Consider the following 22,954-nt stretch of genomic DNA (forward strand, 5'->3'; position numbering starts at 1 on the left):
GGCTTTACAGCGCGCCCTTCGTCGAGGGGAGGATGCCGGCCGCGCGCGGGTCGCGCTCGGAGGCGTAGCGCAGCGCCCTGGCGAGCGCCTTGAACTGGCATTCCACGATGTGGTGCGCGTTGCGCCCGTAGGGGACGTGCACATGCAGGGCGACCTGGGCCTGGGCGACGAAGGACTCCAGGATGTGCCGGGTCATGGTGGTGTCGTACTCGCCGATCATCGGGGCCATGTTCTCCGGCTCCGTGTGCACGAGGTACGGACGGCCGGACAGGTCCACCGTGACCTGGGCGAGGGACTCGTCGAGGGGAACCGTGCAGTTCCCGAATCGATAGACCCCCACCTTGTCGCCGAGGGCCTGCTTGAAGGCGGCGCCGAGGGCGAGGGCGGTGTCCTCGATGGTGTGGTGCGAGTCGATGTGCAGATCGCCGTCGGTCTTCACGGTGAGGTCGAACAGGCCGTGCCGGCCGAGCTGGTCGAGCATGTGGTCGTAGAAACCGACGCCGGTCGCGATGTCGGTCTTCCCGGTGCCGTCGAGGTCGATCTCGACCAGGACCGAGGTCTCCTTGGTGGTGCGCTCCACGCGCCCTACGCGGGTCATGCGTCCAGCTCCTTCTTGACTTCACGTGCCGCGTCGAGGAACGCGTCGTTCTCTTCGGGGGTTCCGGCGGACACCCGCAGGAAACCGGGCACGCCGTTGTCCCGGACGAGGACCCCGCGGTCGAGGATCTTCTGCCAGGCCCGGTGGGGGTCCCCGAACCGCCCGAACTGCACGAAGTTGGCGTCGGACTCGGTGACCTCGAACCCGGCCGCCCGCAGCTCGCTCACCAGCCGGTCCCGCTCGGTCTTCAGCTGCTCGACGTACCCCAGCAGCGTATCCGTGTGCTCCAGGGCGGCGAGCGCGGTCGCCTGGGTGATCGCCGACAGGTGGTACGGCAGCCGTACGAGCTGCACGGCGTCCACCACCGCCGGGTCCGCGGCGAGGTAGCCGAGGCGCAGGCCGGCCGCGCCGAAGGCCTTCGACATGGTCCTGGAGACGACGAGATTCGGCCGACCTTCGAGCAGCGGCAGCAGCGAGTCGCCGTGGCTGAACTCGATGTACGCCTCGTCGACGATCACCATGGACGGCCGGGCTGCCTGGGCCGCGTCGTACAGCGCGAGGACCGTCTCGGGCGGGACCGCGTTACCGGTGGGGTTGTTGGGGGTGGTGATGAAGACGACGTCGGGCTTGTGCTCGGCGATCGCGCGGGTGGCGGCTTCGGTGTCGATCGTGAAGTCGTCGTTGCGGGGGCCGGAGATCCAGCCGGTGCCCGTGCCGCGCGAGATGAGCGAGTGCATCGAGTACGACGGCTCGAAGCCGATAGCCGTACGACCCGGTCCGCCGAAGGTCTGCAGCAGCTGCTGGATGACCTCGTTGGAGCCGTTGGCCGCCCAGACGTTCTCGACGGAGAGCGGGTGGTTGCCGGTCTTCGTCAGGTACTTGGCCAGCTCGGTGCGGAGCCGGACCGCGTCCCGGTCGGGATAGCGGTTCAGGTTCCGGGCGGCCTCGCGCACCCGCTCCACGATCCGCTCGACCAGCGGCTCGGGCAGCGGGTAGGGGTTCTCGTTGGTGTTCAGCCGTACGGGCACGTCCAACTGAGGCGCGCCGTAGGGGGACTTGCCGCGAAGCTCGTCCCGTACGGGGAGATCGTCGATGCCTGTCACTTGCCCTCGGGTACCTTCCAACCGAACCTTGCCTTGATCGCCGCGCCGTGTGCCGGCAGGTCCTCCGCCTCCGCCAGCGTCACCACGTGGTGCGCGACCTCGGCCAGCGCGTCCTTCGTGTAGTCGACGATGTGGATGCCGCGCAGGAAGGACTGGACGGACAGGCCGGAGGAGTGGCAGGCGCAGCCGCCGGTGGGCAGCACGTGGTTGGATCCGGCGGCGTAGTCACCGAGGGAGACCGGTGCCCAGGGGCCGACGAAGATTGCGCCCGCGTTCTTGACGCGCCCGGCCACCTCGGAAGCCTGAGCCGTCTGGATCTCCAGGTGCTCGGCGCCGTACGCGTCGACGACCCTGAGGCCCTCCTCGACGCCGTCGACCAGGACGATCGCGGACTGCCTGCCCGCGAGCGCCGGGACGATCCGGTCGCCGATGTGCTTGGTGGCCGCGACCTGCGGCTCCAGCTCCTTCGCCACCGCGTCCGCCAGCTCGACCGAGTCGGTGACCAGGACGGCGGCGGCCAGCGGGTCGTGCTCGGCCTGGCTGATCAGGTCGGCGGCGATGTGCACCGGGTCGGCGGTGGCGTCCGCGAGGACCGCGATCTCGGTGGGGCCGGCCTCGGCGTCGATGCCGATCCTGCCGGTGAAGTAGCGCTTGGCGGCGGCGACCCAGATGTTGCCGGGGCCGGTGACCATGTTGGCGGACGGGCAGGACTCGGTGCCGTAGGCGAACATCGCGACGGCGGTGGCGCCGCCGGCCGCGTACACCTCGTCGACGCCGAGCAGGGCGCAGGCGGCGAGGATCGTCGGGTGCGGCAGGCCACCGAACTCGGCCTGCGCCGGGGAGGCGAGCGCGATGGACTCGACGCCGGCCTCCTGCGCGGGCACGACGTTCATGATCACGGAGGACGGGTAGACCGACCGGCCGCCGGGCGCGTAGAGCCCGACCCGCTCGACCGGCACCCACTTCTCGGTGACCGAGCCGCCGGGCACGACCTGGGTCGTGTGGGTCGTACGACGCTGCTCGCGGTGGACGAGACGGGCGCGCCGGATGGACTCCTCCAGGGCCGCGCGCACGGCCGGCTCGAGCTCCTCCAGCGCCTTGGCCAGGGCCGCGGCGGGCACCCGCACCTGCTCCAGGGTGACCCCGTCGAACCTCTCGGCGAAGTCGATCAGCGCCGCGTCGCCCCGATGATGCACGGCCTCGCAGATCGGACGCACCTTCTCCAGGGCGGCCGAGACGTCGAAGTCGGCTCGGGGCAGCAGGTCGCGCAGAGCGGGGCCCTCGGGGAGGGCGTCGCCGCGCAGGTCGATTCGGGAGATCACGTGCTCAATTCTCTCAGACGGCACTCGGGGCCCGTCCGCGCGTATCAATGGCTGATACAGAACGTGAGGCAACGACCGGTACATAGCCTGGCCGGAACCCGGAAGATCACCTTCACGTGTGGTGTTCGAGGGGTGACGGACCGGGCATCACCGCTGCGCGAGTACATGACTGACGAGTAGCTGAGGAAGAAGGAAGAGCCGTGACCGAGGGGGTCCGGGACGGGGAACTGCCGGACGATCTGACCGCGGCCGAGGCCGGGATGTGGCAGGCCTTCCGCAACGGCAGTGTGTACGACCTGAGCAGCGGCGACGCGCAGGTGGACGATCCGCACGGCGGCCATCCCTGGGGGCCCGAGCGGACCGTGCGGGCGCGGATCGTCTGCTGGCTGCTGCTCGACGGGCCGCCGGCGCTCGCGGGCCGGGTGGCCGCGCTGAAGCTGGCGGGTGTGCGGATCACCGGCGCGCTGGACCTGGCGGGCGGCGCGGTCACCCCGTATGTGGAGCTGAGCGGCTGCCGGTTCGACGACGAGGTCCTGCTGCCGGAGGCGCACTTCACGACCGTGCGACTGGTCGACTGTGCGGTGCCGCGCCTTGAGGCGGCCCGGGTGCGCACGGAGGGTGATCTGCATCTGCCCCGCTGCCGCTTCCTGGGCGGGGTCCGGCTGACCGACGCGCACATCGGCACCGACCTGCTGCTGAACCAGGCGGTGGTGTACCGGGACCGCAGCGGACGGTCGATCGCGGCGGACGGCCTGAGCGTCGGGCAGGATCTGCAGGCCGACCTGCTGGAGTCGTACGGGGAGCTGAGCCTGCGCAGCGCCAAGGTGGGTGTCTCGCTGAGCCTGCGCGGGGCCCGGCTGCGCAATCCCCACGGGCGGTTCGCGCTGAACGCGCCCCAGCTGACCGTCGGCCGCACCCTGTACCTGACCCCGGCCGGGGTGGGCGGCCCCTGGCGGAGCGGCACGACCCCGGCGCGCGGGACCCGGATCCAGCGGTTCGAGTGCCAGGGCGGGATACGGCTGGACGACGGGCGGTTCGGGGACGCCGTCGACCTGGAGCGGGCCCGGTTCACCTTCACGGACGACCAGGAGCTGTCGTTGCGCCGGGCGCAGGCGCCGGAGGTGCGGTTCCTCGGGGAGGAGCCGCAGCGCGGCCGGGTGGTGCTGTCGGGCGCCCGGACCGTGAACCTGGTGGACCGGGCGACCAGCTGGCCGGGCCCCGGGCGGCTGCACATGGGCGGCTTCGCCTACGAGAACCTGGTCCCGCAGGGCCCGTTCCCGCTGACCCGGCGGCTCGACTGGGTGGCGGCGGCGACCGCCGAGTACAACCCGGAGCCGTACGAGCGGCTCGCGACCGTGCTGCGGGCCGCCGGTGAGGACGAGGACGCGCGCGAGGTGCAGCTCGCCAAGCAGCGCCGGCGCCGCGAGACGCTGCCGGTCGCCGCCAAGCTCTGGGGCTACGTGCAGGATCTGACCGTGGCCTACGGCTACCGGCCGGGCCGGGCGGCGGTGTGGATGGCGGTGCTGTGGGCTGCGGGCACGCTCGCCTTCGCACACGCCCCGCACCCGCCGATGACCTCCGGCGGGCACCCGGTCTGGGACCCGGCGCTGTTCGTCCTCGATCTGCTGCTGCCGGTGATCGACCTGGGCCAGGCCGGCCAGTGGCGCCTCAGCGGGGGCTGGCAGTGGGCGGCCGCCGTGATGGTCCTGCTGGGCTGGATCCTGGCGACGACGGTGGCGGCGGGGGCCACGCGGCTGCTGAGGCGCGGTTAGGCAGGCGGGCGCGGCTGGTTCCCGCTGGTCGCGCCTGGCAGGTACCCAACAGATGAGCAACAGTCACCTTTTACCTTCCCTTGGCCTGGGACCGTACAACTTTCACGGAAATCGCCAGGCGGTCTGGCGCATGCTCGACCTGCGGACTTTCAATGGCGACACCATGGCTTCGCTGCGCACGCTGTTCCGTTCCGCACGGACGGCAACGACCACCCAGCGCCCCGCCCTCGGCCCGCTGCCGGCCGACGACGAGGTGTTCCTCGACGCGCCCGACGAGCAGCTCGCCCCCGCGCTGGTCGCGGCCGGCCGGGGCGAGTACCAGCCCGCGGCGCGTCTGCTGGCCGACACCAGGGCCGCGGCCGAGTGGGAGGCACGGGACCGGTATGTGCACCGGCTCGCCCTCTTCGCCCGCTCGCGGGCCGAATGGCTGGGCGACTGGTCCACGGCCGCCCCCAACGACCCGGACCTGCTGCTGCTGCGGGCCCAGCTGGCGGTGGACCAGGCCTGGCCGTCCCCGGCTCGGACCGAGTTGCTACGCGCGGTGAGTCCGCTGATCACGGCCGCCGCACGCGGCGACGACCGCGACCCGGTTCCGTGGCGGGTGGCGCTGGACCACGCACGCGGCTCCAACGCCGGTCACAAGTACTTCGAGGAGCTGTGGGAGGCGGCGGTCCGCCGCGCCCCGCACCACTACGGCTGCCATGTGGCCGCCCTGCGCTATCTGGGTACGTACTGGCACGGCTCGCACGGCGAGTGCTTCGACTTCGCCGACCTGGCCGCCCAGGACGCCCCGGCCGACTCCCTCGTACAGGCCCTTCCGGCCCGCGCGGCCTTCGCCTACCTCACCGACGGCTGCGGCCCCACGGTGCCGCAACCCCGCCTGGACGCTGCGGCCGACCGGGCGATCGCCCTCTCCGCCCGGTTCCCGGCGGCCGACCCCTGGCCGGCCGAGGTCCGCAACAAGCTGATGTACCTCCTGGTCCGCCTGGAACGCTGGGAGGCCGCCCGCACCCAGCTGCACCTGATCGGCCCGTACGTCACCTCGTTCCCCTGGGACCGCCTGTCCGACGACCCGCTGGGCCATTTCGTACGGCTGCGCGCGCACCTGCTGGCCGGTACGGAACCGCCCCCCGGGACCGGGCTTGTCCCCTCGCCGAGGGGCGCGGGACGCCCACGGGCCGAGCACGGCGGACATGTTCCCGCCGATGACCACTAGGCTGTGGCGCCGTGACCACCGTCCGTCTTCCCCTCTTCCCGCTGAACTCGGTGCTGTTCCCGGGGCTCGTGCTGCCACTGAACATCTTCGAGGAGCGTTATCGCGCCATGATGCGCGATCTGCTGAAGACCCCCGAGGAGGAACCGCGCCGGTTCGCCGTCGTGGCGATCCGCGACGGCCACGAGGTGGCACCGAGCGCACCTGGCATGCCTGATCCGACGGCCCAGCCCGAGCGGGGCCCGGCGGCCGGCTTCGGGCCCGACCCCCTCAAGTCCTTCCACCGGGTGGGCTGTGTGGCGGACGCGGCGACGATCCGGGAGCGGGCGAACGGCACGTTCGAGGTGCTGGCGACGGGGACGAGCCGGGTACGACTGCTCTCCGTCGACACGTCCGGGCCGTTCCTGACGGCTGAGCTGGAGGAGCTGCCGGAGGAACCGGGCGACGAGGCGGGCGCGCTGGCGGAGGGGGTGCTGCGAGCCTTCCGCCAGTACCAGAAGCGGCTGGCGGGGGCGCGGGAGCGCTCGCTGTCCACGGGCGTCGACCTCCCCGACGAACCGTCCGTGGTCTCCTACCTGGTCGCGGCGGCGATGATGCACGACATCCCCACCAAGCAGCGCCTGCTCCAGGCCCCCGACACGGCGTCCCGCCTGCGCGACGAACTGAAACTGCTTCGCGCCGAGACGGCGATCATCCGTAACCTGCCGTCACTGCCCGCGGCGGAGCTGACGCGGGCGCCGACGAGCCTGAACTGAGCCGGGGTCCTGCCATGCCGAAGAAGCCGAACAAGAAACAGCAGCAGTCCGCGGGCACGCCGGCGACAGTGGCCCTGACCGCGGCGGGCGTGGACTTCACCGTCCACTCCTACGACCACGACCCCTCCCACCCGTCCTACGGCGAGGAGGCGGCGGAGGCGACGGGCGTGTCCCCCGACCGGGTCTTCAAGACCCTGGTCGCGGACGTGGACGGCACGCTCACGGTCGCGGTGGTGCCGGTGGCCGGCAGCCTGGACCTGAAGGCCCTGGCGGCGGCGGTCGGCGGCAAACGCGCGGCGATGGCGGACCCGGCCCTGGCCGAGCGCACGACGGGCTATGTCCGGGGCGGTATCTCCCCGCTGGGCCAGCGCAAGAAGCTCCCCACGGTCCTGGACGCGTCGGCGTCGTCCCACACCACGATCTGCGTCTCGGCGGGCCGCCGGGGCCTGGAGGTCGAGCTCTCCCCCGGCTCCCTGGCCACACTGACCGGGGCGACCCTGGCACCCATCGGACGTGCGTGACCACTCGGCGAAACCCCCGTCCTCGGTCACGTACGGGAGACATGTCGAGGGACCGTCAGGGGCGGCGGGGGCGAAACCCTACGCCTGCGGAACCGCGTACGGCCCCTCCTCGTACGGCCCCTCCTCGTACGGCGGCTCCGGGTCCCGCGGGCCGAACAGCGCCGTCAACCCCAGGTGCACCAGCAACGCCGACAACGACCACGCCAGCAACGCCCCCTTCGCCCCCAACTTCAGCGGCGCCGAGAACGTCACTCCCTTCCCGACGGCCTTCGCGTGCGCGATCACGTCCTGCTCCGGCCCCAGCCACGTCCCCAACCGCCACGCCAGCAGCGAGCCGAGCAGCCCGCCGACCCCCAGCGCCACCACCAGCGGGACACCCCCGCGCCGCTGCCACAGGAACACCACGACCGCGCTCACCGCACCGAACGCCAGCGCCAGCAGCGTGAACGTCCCGTCCACCCCCGCCGCCTGCTCGCCCTCGGTGTCCTTGAGATAGACCACCCAGCTCTTGCCGGAATGGTCCCCCACCAGGGGGACATGCGGCGCCAGCCACAGCCACAGCAGCCCGAGCAGCGCACCGCTCACCGCCAGCGCGAGAGCGATCACGGCGGCCTGACGCAGTTCGGTCTTCATCCCAGGACCGTCCTGTCCGTACTCTGCTCCGAACTCTCCTGCGACCGTCCCGGCAGGCGGCGGCGCCTGCCAGGCCTGGTGCGAGGACTGGTCGTGCGGCGGCGGAGGCGGCGTCAACGGTGCGGTCACTCTGACATCGTGCCAGGTCGGCCTGTGCGGCGCGTCACCGGACGGCGGCCCGGCGGTACGCCCAGGTGGCGACGGCCAGCGAGGCGACCCCGACCCCGGCGCACACACCCAGGTCAGCGAGGACGACGGCCCAGTCGGGCCGCGCCCCGAACGTCCGGGCGTAGGCCTCCACGCCGTACGTCGAAGGCAGCAGGTCACGGGCGAGCTGAATGATCCCCGGCATCCGGTCCGGCGGCAGCACACCGAGCAGCAGGGCCGCCGACATGCCCAACTGCCCGAGCAGCGTGGCGAGTTCGGGCCGGGGCGCGAGCAGCCCGCAGGCGGCGCCGAGCCCGGACAGGGCCGCCCCCGCCAGCGGGATCACGGCGAGGAGAATCCACAGGTTGCTCAGCGGCAGCCCGAACAGCACACACCCGAAGACGGCCGTCACCAGCGTCCCCGGCACGGTGAAGGAGGCGTACGCCGCGGCCGCCCCGAGCACCACGGAGGCCGGCGGCACCGGCAGCGTGGCGTAGTGGTCGAGGCCGCCGCTCGCCCGCAGCTGCCCGAAGTACTGCGCGAGCAGGTTCAGGGCCACATAGGCGACGACGACCACCGACGACCCCGCCACCACGGACTGGGCCTCGCCCCGGCTGTCCACCACCCCCCGCATCATGATCATGATGCCGACGGACTGGAAGGTCGCGACGAACAGCAGCGGGATCCGCGCCACCCGGGCACGGGACAGCTGCGCCCGGTAGACGGCCACCAGCGACGGCCACAGACGCGCACGCGGGCCCAGCTCGGCCGCCGGGCGCGGCACCGACTCCTCCAGGGCCAGGGCACCGCCCGGCAGAACCTCCGCGGGTACGACACTCACGTCGCGCAGCTCCTCTTCCCAACGGCATCCACGGCACGTACGGCCGCCGCGCCTTCCCGTACGGGCCCGGTCGCCCCGGCGTTCACGCTCACGCTCATGCCTTCACCAGCCCCTGCCGTGCGGCGCCGCCCAGCGCCAGATAGACGTCCTCCAGGCTGGGCGTGGCGAGCGTGAAGTCGTCGAGGGCGGCGAAGGCCGTCCCGCCGGTCACCGTGGCGACCACGGCACGTGCCTCCTCGGGCGCGAGCCGCAGCGTCCAGCGCCGGCCGGACTCGACGGCACGTTCCCGCAGGACGGCCACCTCGGGCACGTCCAGCGGGGCCCGCTCCCGCCACACCAGTTCGACCCGCACCTCTCCGGCGACCCGTTCCTTGAGCCCGGCCGGGGTGTCACAGGCGATGACCCGTCCCTGGTCGAGCACGGCGACCCGGTCCAGGACCGTCTCGGCCTCGATCACGTTGTGGGTGACCAGGACGACGGTCGCGCCGTGCTCGGCCCGCCGCCGGTCGACGGCGGCCCACACGGCCCGCCGGGCCACCGGATCCATCCCGGTCGTCGGTTCGTCGAGCACCAGCAACGGCCGCTCCCCGACCAGCGCCGCGGCGAAGCAGGCCAGCCGCCGCTGCCCTCCGGAGAGCTTCCTGATCGCCCGCCCGGCGAGCGGCCCGAGCCCCAGCTCCTCGACCACGGCGTCCCGCTCGGCGCGGGCCTGCCGTACGTCCAGGCCGCGCAGCCGCCCGGTGGTCTCGGCGGCGAGGGACACGGTCAGCTCGTCGAGAGCGCTGGACTCCTGACCGAGATAGGCGAGGATCCGCGCGGCCCGCTCCGGATGCCGCACGATGTCGTGCCCGAGGATCTCGACAGTGCCGGCGTCGGGCCGCAGCAGCCCGGTGAGCTGCCGTACGAGGGTCGACTTGCCGGCCCCGTTCGGCCCGAGCAGCCCGAAGATCTCCCCGCGCCGGACATCGAGGTCCACCCCGTCAGTGGCCCGGACCTCGGGCACCGCGGGAACACCGCGCCGCCCTTTGACCGCGGCGTAGGTCTTGGTCAGCCCACGCACGGCACACACCACGTCGCTCTGCTGCCGAAGTGCCTGACCCACGCCCGTACTCACAAGGGACGAGACTACGGGGTCGGCCCCGTTTACTCGCCTTTGGGGCAGTCGTCTTCGCACCCCCGGGGCTCACTCATTCGGCCGGCGCATGCTCGGCCGCCCCCGCCGGCACATCGATCTCTCTCCAGAACCCCGCCCGGATGGCGTACCGGTCGTGCTCGTCGATCTGGTCGTCCTTGTGCGCCAGCAACCCGAACCGGGCCGCGTACCGCAGCAGCTCCCCGTCGATCCGATGCGGAATCCGCGGATACATCCCGGACAGCTTCTGCACATGGTTCTGTTCGCCCAGCCGCGAGATCCACCGCCGGGCGAACACCTGGCCGACCTCGTACGGATCCCCGCCGACGGTCGTGATGTCCTCCTCCCGGTCGGCCCATCGCTGCTCCGCGGTCGTCAGCTGCGCCAGCGTCGGCATGGAGGCGGCCTCCGCCGGTTCCGCGACGGCCCCCGGCCGGTCCACCCACCCCTTGTCGGAGGACCACCGCAGGGTCGCGGTGGTCGCTGGATGCTGCACCACCGGCTGCGCGCCCGGCGCCCGCAGCGCGGCCAGGTCCTTCGGCGTGGGCACCCCCTTGGGCGCAGGCACCCGCTCGGCCGACCCGTTCTCCGCCGCGCTCGCCGCGGGCGCCCGCTCGGCCTCTTCGGCCCCCGACTCGGCCGCGCCCGCCAGCCCCGAGTCGGGCAGCGGCGCGGAGAGGATCGCGGCGATCTCCGGCCGCGGCGCCGGCGGCGGGGCACAGACCGCGGTCAGCTCCTTCGCCCGTACGGCCTGGGTGATCCACACGCGGTCCAGGACCCGCCGCTCGTCGGCCTCCGCGACCAGGTCCTCGGACTGGTTGTAGTCCCCGTCGGCGGCCTGCACGGCCCACAGGTGTACGGCGACCCCGTGCTCCTTCGCGGCCATCATGCCCGGCAGCAGATCGCCGTCGCCGGTCACCAGCACGACGTCGGAACAGGCGCGGTTGCGGGCCAGCTCGGTCAGCTCGGCGTGCATGGCCGCGTCCACGCCCTTCTGGGCCCAGCGTCCGTCGCTGCGGGTCAGCGCGCCGAGCCGGACGGTCACCCGGGGCATCACACGCAGCCGCCGGTGTTCGGGCTGCGGGACGCGGTCGGGGGCGCCGTCGAACCAGTAGATGCGCAGCAGTGGACGCTCGGTGTCAGATTCCGCGCGGTCGCGCAGCGCCTGGATGAGCGCGGCGTGGTCGACGGTGATCCGGGATCGGGAGGGCTCACCGGCGAGGAGACTGGCGGCGGCACCCAGCAGATACCCGGCGTCCACCAGGACGATGCAGCGGTCCACGCGACTCACCCTCTTTCCGGGAGGTTTGCTTTCGGGGCTTCCTTCGAGTCTGCCCGACGGCGCGGGGGTTAACGGCCCGAACTCGATCTTCGGCGTGGCGTTTCGGCACCTTGCTCTCCGACAAACCCTGTCACACACGGTAATTATCCGAAATGCGTCCGTTGTCAGCCTATGTGAATCTGAATTCGGCCCCTAGATCCCCCACAGGAGGCAGATCACCATGGCCAAGAACAAGAACCGCAAGCAGGGTGGCTCTCAGAACCGCGCGCCGCAGGCCGAGCAGGCCCACGAGCACGCGCAGCGTACGTCGATGGAGTCCCACGACTCGCCGGTGTCGCACATTCAGGGCAGCCCCGCGGATGTTGCCCGTAAGCAGCAGAAGCGCTTCGGCCACAACTGAGCGGACCACCCAGGTCCCTCAGGGCTGTTGAAGCCCAGCACACAGAAGGGGCGCACCCGTTGCGGGTGCGCCCCTTCCGCGCGCGGACGGCAGGGCCTAGCCGGCCAGGCAGGACGGGCCGAGCAGCACCTTCAGGTCGCCGAACAGGGCCGGATCGGGCTTCACCCGGTGCCGGTCGAGGCGCAGCACGGTCGTCTTGGTCGGGCCCTGGAGCTTGATCCGGACCTCGCTGTCGCCCTTGTGGTGGCTGAGGATCTCGCCGAGGCGGCTGACCATGGGCGGGGTGACCCGGGTGGCGGGGATGGTGAGGATCACGGGCGCGTTGGCGCCCGCGGCGGACAGGTCGGGGATCGTCAGCTCCATCGCCACCAGGCGGGGCACGTCCTCGCGCTTGTCGAGGCGGCCCTTGACGAACACGACCGCGTCCTCGACGAGTTGGGTCGAGATGAGCTGGTAGGTCGCGGGGAAGAACATGCACTCGATGGAGCCGGCGAGGTCCTCGACGGTGGCGATCGCCCAGGCGTTGCCCTGCTTGGTCATCTTGCGCTGGAGACCGGAGATGATCCCGCCGATGGTGACCACCGCGCCGTCGGCGTGCTCGCCGCCGGTGAGCTGGGCGATGCCCGCGTCGGCCTTGTCGGAGAGCACATGCTCCAGACCGAAGAGCGGGTGGTCGGAGACGTACAGACCGAGCATCTCCCGCTCCTGGGCGAGCAGATAGGTCTTGTCCCACTCCTCGGTGGTGAACTCCACGTCGAGGCCGAACCCGGGCTCGCTGCTCTCCTCCTCGCCCATCCCGCCGAAGAGGTCGAACTGGCCCTCGGCCTCCTTGCGCTTGACCGCGACCACGTTGTCGATCATCGGCTCGTACTGGGCGGTGAGGCCCTTGCGGGTGTGCCCGAGCGCGTCGAAGGCGCCCGCCTTGATGAGGGATTCCGTGGTCCGCTTGTTGCAGGCGGTGGCGTCGACCTTGTCCAGGTAGTCGGGGAAGGAGGCGAACTTCCCCTTCGCCCTGCGGGCCTTGATGATCGACTCGACGACGCCCGTGCCGACGTTGCGTACGGCCTCCAGGCCGAAGAGGATCACGTCGTCGCCCTGGGCGGCGAAGTTGTGCACCGACTCGTTGACGTTCGGCGGGAGCACCTTGATGCCCATGCGGCGGCACTCGTTGAGGTAGACGGCCGACTTGTCCTTGTCGTCCTTGACCGAGGTGAGCAGCCCGGCCATGTACTCGGCGGGGTGGTTCGCCTTGAGGTACGCGGTCCAGTAGGAGACCAGTCCGTACGCCGCCGAGTGGGCCTTGTTGAAGGCGTAGCCGGCGAACGGGACCAGCACGTCCCACAGGGCCTGGATGGCCTCGTCGCTGTAGCCCTTGTCGCGGGCGCCCTTCTGGAAGAGGACGAAGTTCTTGGCCAGTTCGTCGGGCTTCTTCTTGCCCATCACGCGGCGGAGGATGTCGGCCTCGCCGAGCGAGTAGCCGGCGACGATCTGGGCGGCCTTCTGCACCTGCTCCTGATACACGATCAGGCCGTAGGTGACGTCCAGGACCTCCCTGAGCGGCTCCTCCAGCTCGGGGTGGATCGGGGTGATCTCCTGGAGCTTGTTCTTGCGCAGCGCGTAGTTGGTGTGCGAGTCCATGCCCATCGGGCCGGGACGGTAGAGCGCCGACACGGCGGAGATGTCTTCGAAGTTGTCGGGCTTCATCAGGCGCAGCAGCGAGCGCATGGGGCCGCCGTCGAACTGGAAGACGCCGAGGGTGTCGCCGCGCTGGAGGAGTTCGAAGGTCTTCGGGTCGTCGAGCGGCAGGGCCAGCAGGTCGAGGTCGATGCCCTTGTTGGACTTCACCATCTTGACGGCGTCGTCCATGATCGTCAGGTTGCGCAGGCCGAGGAAGTCCATCTTCAGCAGGCCGAGCGACTCGCACTGCGGGTAGTCCCACTGCGTGATGGTCACGCCGTCGGTGTGCCGCACCCAGATCGGGGCGTGGTCGACGATGGGCTCGCTGGACATGATCACGCCGGCCGCGTGCACACCCATCTGCCGGACCAGGCCCTCTACGCCCTTGGCGGTGTCGATGACCTTCTTGACGTCCGGTTCGTTCTCGTACATCCCGCGGATCTCGCCCGCCTCGTTGTAGCGCGGGTGCGAGGGGTTGGTGATGCCGTCCAGGTCGATGCCCTTGCCGAGGACGTCGGCGGGCATCGCCTTGGTGAGGCGGTCGCCCATCGCGTACGGGTAGCCCAGCACGCGCGCGGAGTCCTTGATGGCGTTCTTGGCCTTGATCTTGCCGTAGGTGCCGATCATGGCGACCTTGTCGGCGCCGTACTTCTCCGTCACGTACCGGATCACCTCGACGCGCCGGCGCTCGTCGAAGTCGATGTCGACGTCGGGCATGGAGACACGCTCGGGGTTGAGGAACCGCTCGAAGATCAGACCGTGCGGGATCGGGTCGAGGTCGGTGATGCCCATGGCGTAGGCGACGATCGAACCGGCCGCGGAGCCTCGGCCGGGGCCGACCGCGATGCCATTGTTCTTGGCCCACATGATGAAGTCGGCGACCACGAGGAAGTAGCCGGGGAACCCCATCTGGATGATGACGTCCATCTCGTAGTCGGCCTGCTTCTGGCGGTCTTCGGGGATGCCACCGGGGAAACGGCGCTCCATGCCGCGGCGGACCTCCTCCTTGAACCAGGTGACCTCGGTGTAGCCCTCGGGGATGTCGAACTTGGGCATCAGGTCGCGCTTCTCGAACATGCCGGTGGTGTCCACCATCTCGGCGACGAGGAGCGTGTTGGCGCAGCCCTGCTGCCAGGCGTCCGAGGAGTCGATGGCGTACATCTCGTCCGTGGACTTCAGGTAGTAGCCGGTGCCGTCGAACTTGAAGCGGTCCGGGTCGGAGAGGTTCTTGCCGGTCTGGATGCACAGCAGGGCGTCGTGGGCGGTCGCCTCGTGCGCGTACGTGTAGTGCGAGTCGTTGGTGACCAGCGGGGGGATGCCGAGCTTCTTGCCGATCTCCAGGAGGCCGTCGCGGACCCGGTGCTCGATCTCGATGCCGTGGTCCATCAGCTCCAGGAAGTAGCGGTCCTTGCCGAAGATGTCCTGGTAGTCGGCGGCCGCCTTCAGGGCCTCGTCGTACTGGCCGAGGCGGAGCCGGGTCTGGAGCTCGCCGGAGGGGCAGCCGGTGGAGGCGACGATCCCCTCGGACCACTGGGCGATGGTCTCCTTGTCCATCCGGGGCCACTTCTGCAGCCAGCCCTCGGCATAGGCGTCGGAGGAGAGCCGGAAGAGGTTGTGCAGGCCGGTCTTGTTCACCGCCCACATCGTCTTGTGGGTGTAACCACCGGAACCGGAGACGTCGTCCCGCTTCTGGTGCGGCTGGCCCCACTGGATCTTGCGCTTGTTGCGCCGGGACTCGGGGGCGACGTACGCCTCGATCCCGATGATCGGGGTGACTCCGGCCTTCTGTGCGGAGTGGAAGAAGTCGTAGGCCCCGTGGAGGTTGCCGTGGTCGGACATGGCGATGTGGGTCATGCCCATCTCGTTGCAGGCGTTGAACATGTCCTTCAGCCGCGCGGCACCGTCCAGCAGCGAGTACTGGGTGTGGACGTGCAGGTGCGTGAACGGCGGCTTTGACACGGTTTCGGCCTCCAGAGGAAACGGGCGTCGACGATCTTCCGACCGGCTGCGGACAGTCTGGTGGGACGGCGAAATCCTATGCCTCGGCACTGACAATCCGCCCGCCACCCCGCGTACCTTCAGGCGAAGAAAGCGGGCACTCCCCCGGACCTTCGCACGTTGGTCCGACGGGGAGATCCGCCCCACACGTCACGCACCACCCGTACCAGGAGGCACCCAGCGATGTCGGTCCCCCAGCTCAACGGCGAGCAGCGCGGCGAGGAGATCCTCGCCGTCTTCGACACCGCCTTCGGCGAGCTCCTGGCCGCCGACCCGGCCGCGTTCCGCGTGAAGTTCCGGAAGATGGCGGCCTCGGCCTTCGCCTTCTACCGGGGCACGGCGGCGCTCTTCTACCACGACGTGGACGCAGAGAAGCGCGGCGGCCCGTTCCTGGACGAGCGCACCTCGCGCGTGTGGATCCACGGCGACCTGCACGCGGAGAACTTCGGCACGTACATGGACTCCAACGGCCGCCTGGTCTTCAACGTCAACGACTTCGACGAGGCCTACGTCGGCCCCTTCACCTGGGATTTGAAGCGCTTCTCCGCCTCCGTCGCGCTGATCGGGTACGCGAAGGCGCTCAGCGACGAGCAGATCACCGAGCTGGTCGAGGTGTACGCGGGCGCGTACCGGGAGCGGATCCACGCCCTGGCGACCGGCGCGAAGAGCGACGAGGTGCCGCCGTTCACCCTGGACTCCGCCGAAGGCCCTCTGCTCGGCGCGCTGCGCGCGGCCCGCTCGCTGACCCGCTTCGAGCTGCTGGACTCGATGACCGAGATCCGTGACTTCGAGCGCCGCTTCGCCTCCGGCGGCGGCTCGATCGAGCTGGACGCCGCCACCCGCTACAAGGTGCTGGCGGCCTTCGACGGCTATCTGGAGACGCTTCCGGAGTCGTCCCTGTCCCGCCCGGACTCCTACCGCGTCAAGGACGTCGTCGGCCGGCGTGGCATCGGCATCGGTTCGGCCGGTCTGCCGTCGTACAACATCCTCCTGGAGGGCTCCACGGACGCCCTGGAGAACGACGTCGTCATCTACATCAAGCAGGCCCAGACCCCGGCCGTCTCCCGGCACATCACGGACCCGGCGATCCGGGACTACTTCCAGCACGAGGGCCACCGCACGGTGATCTCCCAGCGCGCCCTGCAGGCGCACGCCGACCCGTGGCTGGGCTGGACCGAGCTGGACGGCTCCGGGCAGCTGGTCGCCGAGGTGTCGCCGTACGCGGTGGACCTGGACTGGAGCGACATCGACGACCCGGAGGAGATCGCGGCGGTCGTCGCGGACCTCGGCCGGGCCACGGCGTCGATGCACTCGGCGGCCGACGACCAGTCCGGTGAGTCCCTGGTGCCGTTCTCCACCGAGCGGGCCATCGACGCGGCGATCGCGGCGGACCCCGATGAGGGCGCGGGCTTCGATCAGCTCCTTGTGGACTTCGCGCACACCTACGGCGCACGCGCGCGTGCCGACCACCAGATCTTCGTCGACCTGTTCCGCAACGGCCGCATTCCAGGCCTGTAACCTTCGCGGATTCTCAGGGCTCTTTTAGGGGTCCCCTACATGAGTACGTGACAGACTCTCCACCGCTATGGACATATCCGGGACCCAGCTCAGAGCCGTGCGCGCGGCGCTGTTCACGGCCTTCGTCGTGACGCTCAGCACCGCGTCGCACGTGCTGCTGTCCCGGGCCCCGCTGCCGTTCACCACGGTGGCCGCGGTCGCCGCCGGCGTGTTCGTCACGGCGTACGCGCTGGCGGGCCGCGAGCGCGGCTTCGGCCGGATCGCGGCCCTGCTGGTCCCGCTGGAGCTGGCCGCCGACACGGTCTTCACCACCGGCCAGCACGCCTGCTACGGCCGAGCCGGCGGCCCCATCGCGGGCCCCCTGCGCGCGGTCGGCTTCGACGTGCTGTGCCGGGGCGGCACGGTGGGCACCCCGCTGGCCCAGATGACCGGCGGCTCCCGGGCCGCCGCGGCGCTCGCCCACGCCGACCCGACCGCGGCCTGGCTGCTGCTCGCCGCGCACATCGGCGTCGGCCTGCTGGCCGCCGCCTGGCTGCGCCGCGGCGAGCGCGCCCTGACCCAGCTGCTGCGCGCGATCGCCGCCACCACCTTCCGCCCGCTGCTCCTCGCGGTCGCCGCGGGCACGGTCCGGCTGGCTCCGGTACGACGGCTGCCGCGCCCGGCGCCGCGTACGGCCGCCGCCCGCGACCTGGTCCTCGTGCACTCCCTGGGACGGCGTGGACCGCCGTGCTCCCGGGCGCTCGCCCTGCCCTTCGCCTGAGCGCCCCTGCGCGCGAGCACACCCCTCGTCCGAGCAGACGAGTCCCCCACACGTATCCCGCGCACGCCATGTGCGCGTCCCCTATGGAGATCACCGACATGAGCAAGCGGAACAGCCAGACCGCCAAGAACGCGGCCCGGGAGCGGCTGCGCGTCGAGCGCGAGAAGCAGGCCAAGCGGGCCAAGGTCAAGCGCCAGGTCATCGTGGCCTGCTCGGTCGTGGCCGTGCTGGCCGCGGCGGGCGGCATAGGCTACGCCGTCGTCCAGGCCAACAAGCCCGGCTACTGGGAGGACGAGAAGTCCGCCAAGGTCGTCGCCCCGGCCAACACCACGGGCACCGACGGCACCACCGTCGTCATCGGCAAGTCCACCGCCAAGAAGACCCTCAAGGTCTACGAGGACCCGCGCTGCCCGATCTGCGCCCAGTTCGAACAGACGGTCGGCTCGACGGTGAAGAAGGACATCGACGACGGGAAGTTCAAGATCCAGTACGTCGGCGGCACGTTCATCGACGGCGACTCGCTGGGCAAGGGCAAGATCGGCACCAACGGCGAGGGTTCCAAGAACGCGATGAGCGCCATGGGCGCCGCGCTGAACGTCAGCCCGGAGGCGTTCCTGGAGTACAAGACCGCGCTGTACTCCACGAAGTGGCACCCCGAGGAGACGAACGACAAGTTCAAGAACGACAGCTACCTCATCCAGGTCGCCGACACCGTCCCGGCGCTGAAGAACAACAAGACCTTCCAGGACGCGGTCAAGTCCGGCAAGTACGACGCCTGGGCGCTGGCCATGTCGAAGACGTTCGACACCAACAAGGACGGCGTGACGGGCACCCCGAGCTTCGTCATGAACGGCAAGATGCTGACGGCCGACTCCAGCGGCAACCCGCCGATGACGGTCGCGGCCTTCAACTCCCTGGTGGACGCGGCGCTCAAGGCGTAACCCGGCCTCTGTGCACAGGTGCAGCACCAGCTCCACGTGAAGAGCAGGCGAACTTTCACTGGTTCGCCTGCTCTTGTCCATACTGGTCAGTAACCTGATCGGCCGTGACCAGTCGATACAGATCAACTCAGGCCTCCGAGGGCGCCAACTCCCTCTCCCCCCGCCGCCGTACGGTCGTCAAGGCCGCGGCGGCGACCGCTGTCCTGGCCGCCCCGCTCGCCGCCGCGCTGCCGGCCCGCGCCGCCTCGGACGCCCCCGCCTTCCTGCACGGCATCGCCTCCGGCGACCCGCTGCCCGACGGCATCCTGCTGTGGACCCGGGTGACGCCGACCGCCGATGCCGTACCCGGCTCCGGTGTCGGCGCCGACACCGAGGTCAGCTGGGTCGTCGCCACCGACAAGGCGCTGACGAACGTCGTCTCCCGCGGCTCCACCACCGCGACCGCCGCCTCCGACCACACCGTCAAGGCGGACATACGCGGCCTGGCCCCGGCCACCGACTACTGGTTCCGCTTCTCGGCCGGCGGCACGGACTCCTCGGTGGGGCGCACCCGCACCGCCCCGGCGACCGACGCAACCGTCTCCGGCCTGCGCTTCGGTGTGGTCTCCTGCGCCAACTGGGAGGCCGGTTACTTCGCCTCCTACCGTCATCTGGCCGCCCGGGGCGACCTCGACGCCTGGCTGCACCTCGGCGACTACATCTACGAGTACGGCACCGGCGAGTACGGCACCCGTGACACCGTGGTCCGCCAGCACGCGCCCACCCACGAGATCACCACCCTCGCCGACTACCGCACCCGGCACGGCAAGTACAAGACCGACACCGACCTCCAGGCCCTGCACGCCAAGGCGCCGGTCATCGCGATCTGGGACGACCACGAGTTCGCCAACGACTCCTGGTCCGGCGGTGCCGAGAACCACACCGAGGGCACCGAAGGCACCTGGACGGCCCGTCAGGCCGCCGCCAAGCAGGCCTACTTCGAGTGGATGCCGGTCCGCCCGGCCATCGCCGGGACCACCTACCGCCGGCTGCGCTTCGGCAAGCTCGCCGACCTCTCCCTGCTCGACCTGCGCTCCTTCCGCTCCCAGCAGGTCTCGGCGGGCAGCGGCTCGGTCGACGACCCGGACCGCACCATCACCGGCCGCGCCCAGCTCGACTGGCTGAAGGCCGGGCTGAAGGCCTCCGACACCACCTGGCGGCTGGTCGGCAACTCGGTGATGATCTCGCCGTTCGCCATCGGCTCGCTCTCCGCCGACCTGCTCAAGCCGCTCGCCAAGCTGCTCGGCCTGCCGCAGGACGGCCTCGCCCTCAACACCGACCAGTGGGACGGCTACACCGACGACCGCCGCGAACTCCTTGCCCACCTGCGCTCCAACGCAATCGGCAACACGGTGTTCCTGACCGGCGACATCCACATGGCCTGGGCCAACGACGTGCCGGTGGACGCCGGGACCTACCCGCTCTCCGCCTCGGCCGCCACGGAGTTCGTGGTCACCTCGGTGACCTCCGACAACCTGGACGACATCCTCAAGGTCTCCCCGGGCGTCGTCTCCACCGTCGCCGCGCCGATCATCCAGCTGGCCAACCGCCATGTGCACTGGGTCGACACCGACCGGCACGGCTACGGCGTCCTGGACATCACCGCCGCCCGGGCACAGATGGACTACTACGTCCTCTCCGACAAGACGAAGGCCGACGCGACCTCGTCCTGGGAGCGTTCGTACCGCACCCGCAGCGGCACCCAGAAGGTCGAGCGCACCTACGACCCGGTGTAGCCGTCACCTACAGCATGTCGAGGAAGCCGAGCGCCACCCGCCAGGTGGCCTCGGCGGCCTCCTCGTCGTAGTCCGGCAGCCCGGGGTCGGTGTAGAGATGGCCGGCGCCCGCGTACCGGTAGATCTCCACATCGGCGCCGGCCCGGCCCATCTGCAGATACCAGGCGCTCAGCCAGTCGTCCGTCTCGAAGGCGTCCGGCTCGGCCACGTGCAGCTGCACCGGCAGCTCGTCGACCGAGGCGTTCGGCGCGATGTCCGACGTGCCGTGCAGAAGCAGCAGCCCACGCGCCCGCTCGTCGCCCAGCGCCAGCGTCTGCGCGATCGAGGCGCCCAGCGAGAACCCCGCGTACACCAGCCCGCGCTCCGAGTACGGCGCCGCCGCCAGCACGGCCCGCCTCAGCAGCTCGTCCTTGCCGATCGAGTCGTTGAACTCCATGCCCTCCTCGACCGTGTCGAACGTGCGCCCCTCGAAGAGGTCCGGCGTCCACACCTCGTGCCCCGCGGCACGCAGCCGGTCCGCGGCCTCGCGCACCGCGGGCCTGAGGCCATAGGTCGAGTGAAAGAGCATGATGTTCATGAGCCCATGGTGCCAGCCGGACCGACAGCGGTTGTGACGCCCCCGACACCGATCCGCATGTTCAGGACCCCCCTGATCTGGTTACGTTCGGCCCCATGGAGATGGAGAACGTACTCCGCCCGCTGATCGTGGTCGGCGGCTCGGTCGTCCTCACCCTGCTGATCGGCTGGGCGACCGACCTGCTGCTGCGCAAGGCCGACGCGCGACACAGCGAGACACCCCTGTGGGACCTGCTGCGCCGTGCCCGCATCCCCTACCAGCTGGTGCTGTGCTCGGCCATGCTCAGAGGTTCCTACGATCAGGCCGAGGTGCTGCTGGGACACCGGTTCGCCGTCGGCCAGATGCTGGCCCTGGTGCTGATCGGGTCGACCGCGTGGCTGGTGGTGCGGATCGCGGCGGCGATCGTCGAGACCTCGTACACCCGCTACGCCCGCGCCCACACCGACGCGGCCCGGGTCCGCCGGGTGCGCACCCAGGTGTCGCTGATCATGCGGGTGGTGGCGGCGATCGTCGGCGTGGTGGCCGTGGCGGCGATGCTGCTGACCTTCCCGGCGATGCGCGCGGCCGGCGCCTCACTGCTGGCCTCCGCCGGAATCCTCGGCATCGTCGCCGGTGTGGCCGCCCAGTCCACGCTGGCGAACATGTTCGCGGGTCTGCAGATCGCCTTCGGCGACATGGTGCGCCTCGGCGACACGGTCGTGGTCGACGCCGAGTGGGGCACGGTCGAGGAGATCACCCTGACCTTTCTGACGGTACGGACCTGGGACGAGCGCCGGATCACGATGCCGGTGTCGTACTTCACCTCCAAATCATTCGAGAACTGGTCCCGGGGCACCCCGCAGATGACAGGGATCGTCTACTGGCACCTCGACCACTCGGCGCCGATCGAGTCGATGCGCGAGAAGCTCCGGGACATCCTGCGCGAGTGCCCCGCCTGGGACGGGCGGGACTACGGCCTGGCGGTCACCGACTCCACCCCGAACACCATCCAGGTGCGAGCCCTGGCGACCGCCAAGGACGCGGACGACATCTGGACGGTCCGGGTGACGGTCCGCGAACAGATGATCACCTGGCTGACCGCCGAGCACCCCTACGCCCTGCCCCGGGTCAACACGGCCGACGCGGTCCTCCCGCCGGGCGGGATCATCCCCTCCCAGGACGGGGCGGCGGGCCGGCGCCTGCACGAGCCGCCCCGCACCGGCCGCGGCTGACCGCCCCCGTCAGTGGCCGCGCTCGGCGCCGCCATTGACCTGGACGATCTGCGAGGTGATGTGCCCCGCGGCCGGGGAGGCCAGCCAGTGCAGGGTGGCGGCGACGTCACCCGGTATGCCGGCCCGCCCGGTCGACGTCTCGGCGACGAGGCCCTCCCGCCGTGTCTCCTCGACCGGGCCGCCGAAGAACTCGGTGTCCTCGATGTACCCGGGGGCGACCACGTTCACGGTGACCCCGCGCGGCCCCAGCTGCCGGGCAAGATCGTGGGCGTACGGATGCAGGGCGGCCTTGGCGGCGGCGTAGGACCCGGTGCCCGAGCCCCGGTAGGCGGCGATGGAGCTGAGGAACAGCACCCGCCCGCCGGGGTCGGCGAGCCGGTCCTTCAGCGCCTCCGTGAGCAGGACGGCGCTCAGCGTGTTCTGCCGGAAGTTGCCCGTCCAGGTGCGGGCGACTGCGTCGAGCGGATCTCCGGCCTCCGCGTCGGGCGCGAACGCCGCGTTCCCTCCGGCGCTGTGGACGAGCACGTCCACGGTCCCGATCTCGTCGGCGACGTACTGTGCCACGCTCCGTACGTCGGCCGGCTCGGTCAGATCGGCGGCGTACCAGACCGCCCCCGGCACCCCTGCCTTTTCCAGCACCGCTCTGCGCCGCCCGAGCAGCAGCACCCGATCCCCGTCGGCGGCGAACACCCGCGCCGCGGCGAGCCCGATTCCTGTTCCTCCACCACTGATCACAATGTTCCGAGCCATGATCCGAGACTACGAGCGCACCGCCGAC

The 22,954-nt window shown here is 70.9% G+C and carries 20 protein-coding genes; 10 read left to right on the top strand and 10 right to left on the bottom strand.

The features are described from left to right. Positions 1–4: 4 nt before the first annotated feature. From hisB to hisD, 3 genes are read right to left on the bottom strand one after another with little or no spacing between them, the layout of a single operon-like run. A complete protein-coding gene (gene hisB / locus ACZ7OO_RS07650) occupies positions 5–598 on the bottom strand; it encodes an imidazoleglycerol-phosphate dehydratase HisB (protein ID WP_471502534.1) in 594 nt (197 codons plus the stop codon). Next, the gene (locus ACZ7OO_RS07655; protein ID WP_471502536.1) at positions 595–1,701 is read right to left on the bottom strand and encodes a histidinol-phosphate transaminase; all 1,107 of its coding nucleotides are present in this window, start codon (positions 1,699–1,701) and stop codon (positions 595–597) included. The genes hisB and ACZ7OO_RS07655 overlap by 4 nt, the downstream gene beginning before the upstream one ends. Beyond that, positions 1,698–3,023 carry a histidinol dehydrogenase gene (hisD, locus tag ACZ7OO_RS07660; RefSeq protein ID WP_471502538.1) on the bottom strand — a complete coding sequence of 442 codons (1,326 nt, stop codon included), beginning with the start codon at positions 3,021–3,023 and terminating at the stop codon, positions 1,698–1,700. Before hisD ends, ACZ7OO_RS07655 begins: the two co-directional genes overlap by 4 nt. 200 nt (positions 3,024–3,223) lie before the next feature. Here hisD and ACZ7OO_RS07665 point away from each other — a divergent pair, with 200 nt between their 5' ends. The 4 genes from ACZ7OO_RS07665 to ybaK all read left to right on the top strand — a co-directional run bounded on the left by ACZ7OO_RS07665 (position 3,224) and on the right by ybaK (position 7,284). Then, a complete protein-coding gene (locus tag ACZ7OO_RS07665) occupies positions 3,224–4,795 on the top strand; it encodes an oxidoreductase (RefSeq protein ID WP_471502540.1) in 1,572 nt (523 codons plus the stop codon). Between the two features lie 163 nt (positions 4,796–4,958). Further along, complete coding sequence (locus ACZ7OO_RS07670) at positions 4,959–6,011, top strand: hypothetical protein (RefSeq protein WP_471502542.1); 1,053 nt, start codon at positions 4,959–4,961, stop codon at positions 6,009–6,011. An 11-nt stretch (positions 6,012–6,022) separates the two neighbouring features. Then, complete coding sequence (locus ACZ7OO_RS07675) at positions 6,023–6,763, top strand: LON peptidase substrate-binding domain-containing protein (protein ID WP_471502544.1); 741 nt, start codon at positions 6,023–6,025, stop codon at positions 6,761–6,763. Positions 6,764–6,777: 14 nt separating this feature from the next. Further along, positions 6,778–7,284, top strand: a complete 507-nt coding sequence (gene ybaK, locus ACZ7OO_RS07680; RefSeq protein ID WP_471502546.1) for a Cys-tRNA(Pro) deacylase — start codon at positions 6,778–6,780, stop codon at positions 7,282–7,284. A 78-nt stretch (positions 7,285–7,362) separates the two neighbouring features. On the opposite strand, the gene ACZ7OO_RS07685 is transcribed toward ybaK, so the two are convergent. The 4 genes from ACZ7OO_RS07685 to ACZ7OO_RS07700 form a co-directional block, all read right to left on the bottom strand. Continuing rightward, on the bottom strand, positions 7,363–8,046 hold the full coding sequence (locus ACZ7OO_RS07685; protein WP_471502548.1) for an AAA family ATPase: 684 nt from the start codon (positions 8,044–8,046) through the stop codon (positions 7,363–7,365). A gap of 34 nt (positions 8,047–8,080) precedes the next feature. Continuing rightward, entirely contained in the window at positions 8,081–8,905 is an 825-nt protein-coding gene (locus ACZ7OO_RS07690; protein ID WP_471502550.1) for an ABC transporter permease, read from the bottom strand. A gap of 94 nt (positions 8,906–8,999) precedes the next feature. Next, positions 9,000–10,019, bottom strand: coding sequence for an ABC transporter ATP-binding protein (locus ACZ7OO_RS07695; RefSeq protein ID WP_471502552.1), 1,020 nt, complete (start codon positions 10,017–10,019; stop codon positions 9,000–9,002). Positions 10,020–10,092: 73 nt separating this feature from the next. Continuing rightward, positions 10,093–11,319 (bottom strand): NYN domain-containing protein, encoded by a 1,227-nt coding sequence (locus ACZ7OO_RS07700; RefSeq protein ID WP_471502554.1) that lies wholly within the window; start codon positions 11,317–11,319, stop codon positions 10,093–10,095. Between the two features lie 220 nt (positions 11,320–11,539). On the opposite strand from ACZ7OO_RS07700, the gene ACZ7OO_RS07705 reads away from it, so the two are divergent. Further along, positions 11,540–11,719, top strand: coding sequence for a hypothetical protein (locus tag ACZ7OO_RS07705; protein WP_471502556.1), 180 nt, complete (start codon positions 11,540–11,542; stop codon positions 11,717–11,719). 96 nt (positions 11,720–11,815) lie between these two features. On the opposite strand, the gene dnaE is transcribed toward ACZ7OO_RS07705, so the two are convergent. Beyond that, positions 11,816–15,355, bottom strand: a complete 3,540-nt coding sequence (gene dnaE / locus ACZ7OO_RS07710) for a DNA polymerase III subunit alpha (protein ID WP_471502558.1) — start codon at positions 15,353–15,355, stop codon at positions 11,816–11,818. 222 nt (positions 15,356–15,577) lie between these two features. Here dnaE and ACZ7OO_RS07715 point away from each other — a divergent pair, with 222 nt between their 5' ends. The 4 genes from ACZ7OO_RS07715 to ACZ7OO_RS07730 all read left to right on the top strand — a co-directional run bounded on the left by ACZ7OO_RS07715 (position 15,578) and on the right by ACZ7OO_RS07730 (position 20,388). Then, the gene (locus tag ACZ7OO_RS07715; protein ID WP_471502560.1) at positions 15,578–16,912 is read left to right on the top strand and encodes a DUF2252 domain-containing protein; all 1,335 of its coding nucleotides are present in this window, start codon (positions 15,578–15,580) and stop codon (positions 16,910–16,912) included. Positions 16,913–16,979: 67 nt separating this feature from the next. Next, positions 16,980–17,672 carry a hypothetical protein gene (locus tag ACZ7OO_RS07720; RefSeq protein WP_471502562.1) on the top strand — a complete coding sequence of 231 codons (693 nt, stop codon included), beginning with the start codon at positions 16,980–16,982 and terminating at the stop codon, positions 17,670–17,672. A gap of 98 nt (positions 17,673–17,770) precedes the next feature. Then, positions 17,771–18,613: a thioredoxin domain-containing protein gene (locus tag ACZ7OO_RS07725; RefSeq protein ID WP_471502564.1), complete on the top strand. Its 843-nt coding sequence runs from the start codon at positions 17,771–17,773 to the stop codon at positions 18,611–18,613. 104 nt (positions 18,614–18,717) lie between these two features. Beyond that, the gene (locus tag ACZ7OO_RS07730; protein WP_471502566.1) at positions 18,718–20,388 is read left to right on the top strand and encodes an alkaline phosphatase D family protein; all 1,671 of its coding nucleotides are present in this window, start codon (positions 18,718–18,720) and stop codon (positions 20,386–20,388) included. A gap of 7 nt (positions 20,389–20,395) precedes the next feature. On the opposite strand, the gene ACZ7OO_RS07735 is transcribed toward ACZ7OO_RS07730, so the two are convergent. Then, a complete protein-coding gene (locus ACZ7OO_RS07735; RefSeq protein WP_471502568.1) occupies positions 20,396–20,965 on the bottom strand; it encodes a dienelactone hydrolase family protein in 570 nt (189 codons plus the stop codon). Positions 20,966–21,066: 101 nt separating this feature from the next. Between ACZ7OO_RS07735 and ACZ7OO_RS07740 the strand changes: the two genes are divergently transcribed. Further along, positions 21,067–22,176: a mechanosensitive ion channel family protein gene (locus ACZ7OO_RS07740; protein WP_471503378.1), complete on the top strand. Its 1,110-nt coding sequence runs from the start codon at positions 21,067–21,069 to the stop codon at positions 22,174–22,176. Between the two features lie 9 nt (positions 22,177–22,185). On the opposite strand, the gene ACZ7OO_RS07745 is transcribed toward ACZ7OO_RS07740, so the two are convergent. After that, positions 22,186–22,926: an SDR family NAD(P)-dependent oxidoreductase gene (locus tag ACZ7OO_RS07745; protein ID WP_471502570.1), complete on the bottom strand. Its 741-nt coding sequence runs from the start codon at positions 22,924–22,926 to the stop codon at positions 22,186–22,188. Positions 22,927–22,954 lie beyond the last annotated feature (28 nt).

This window comes from Streptomyces sp. NPDC111744, from assembly GCF_055634995.1.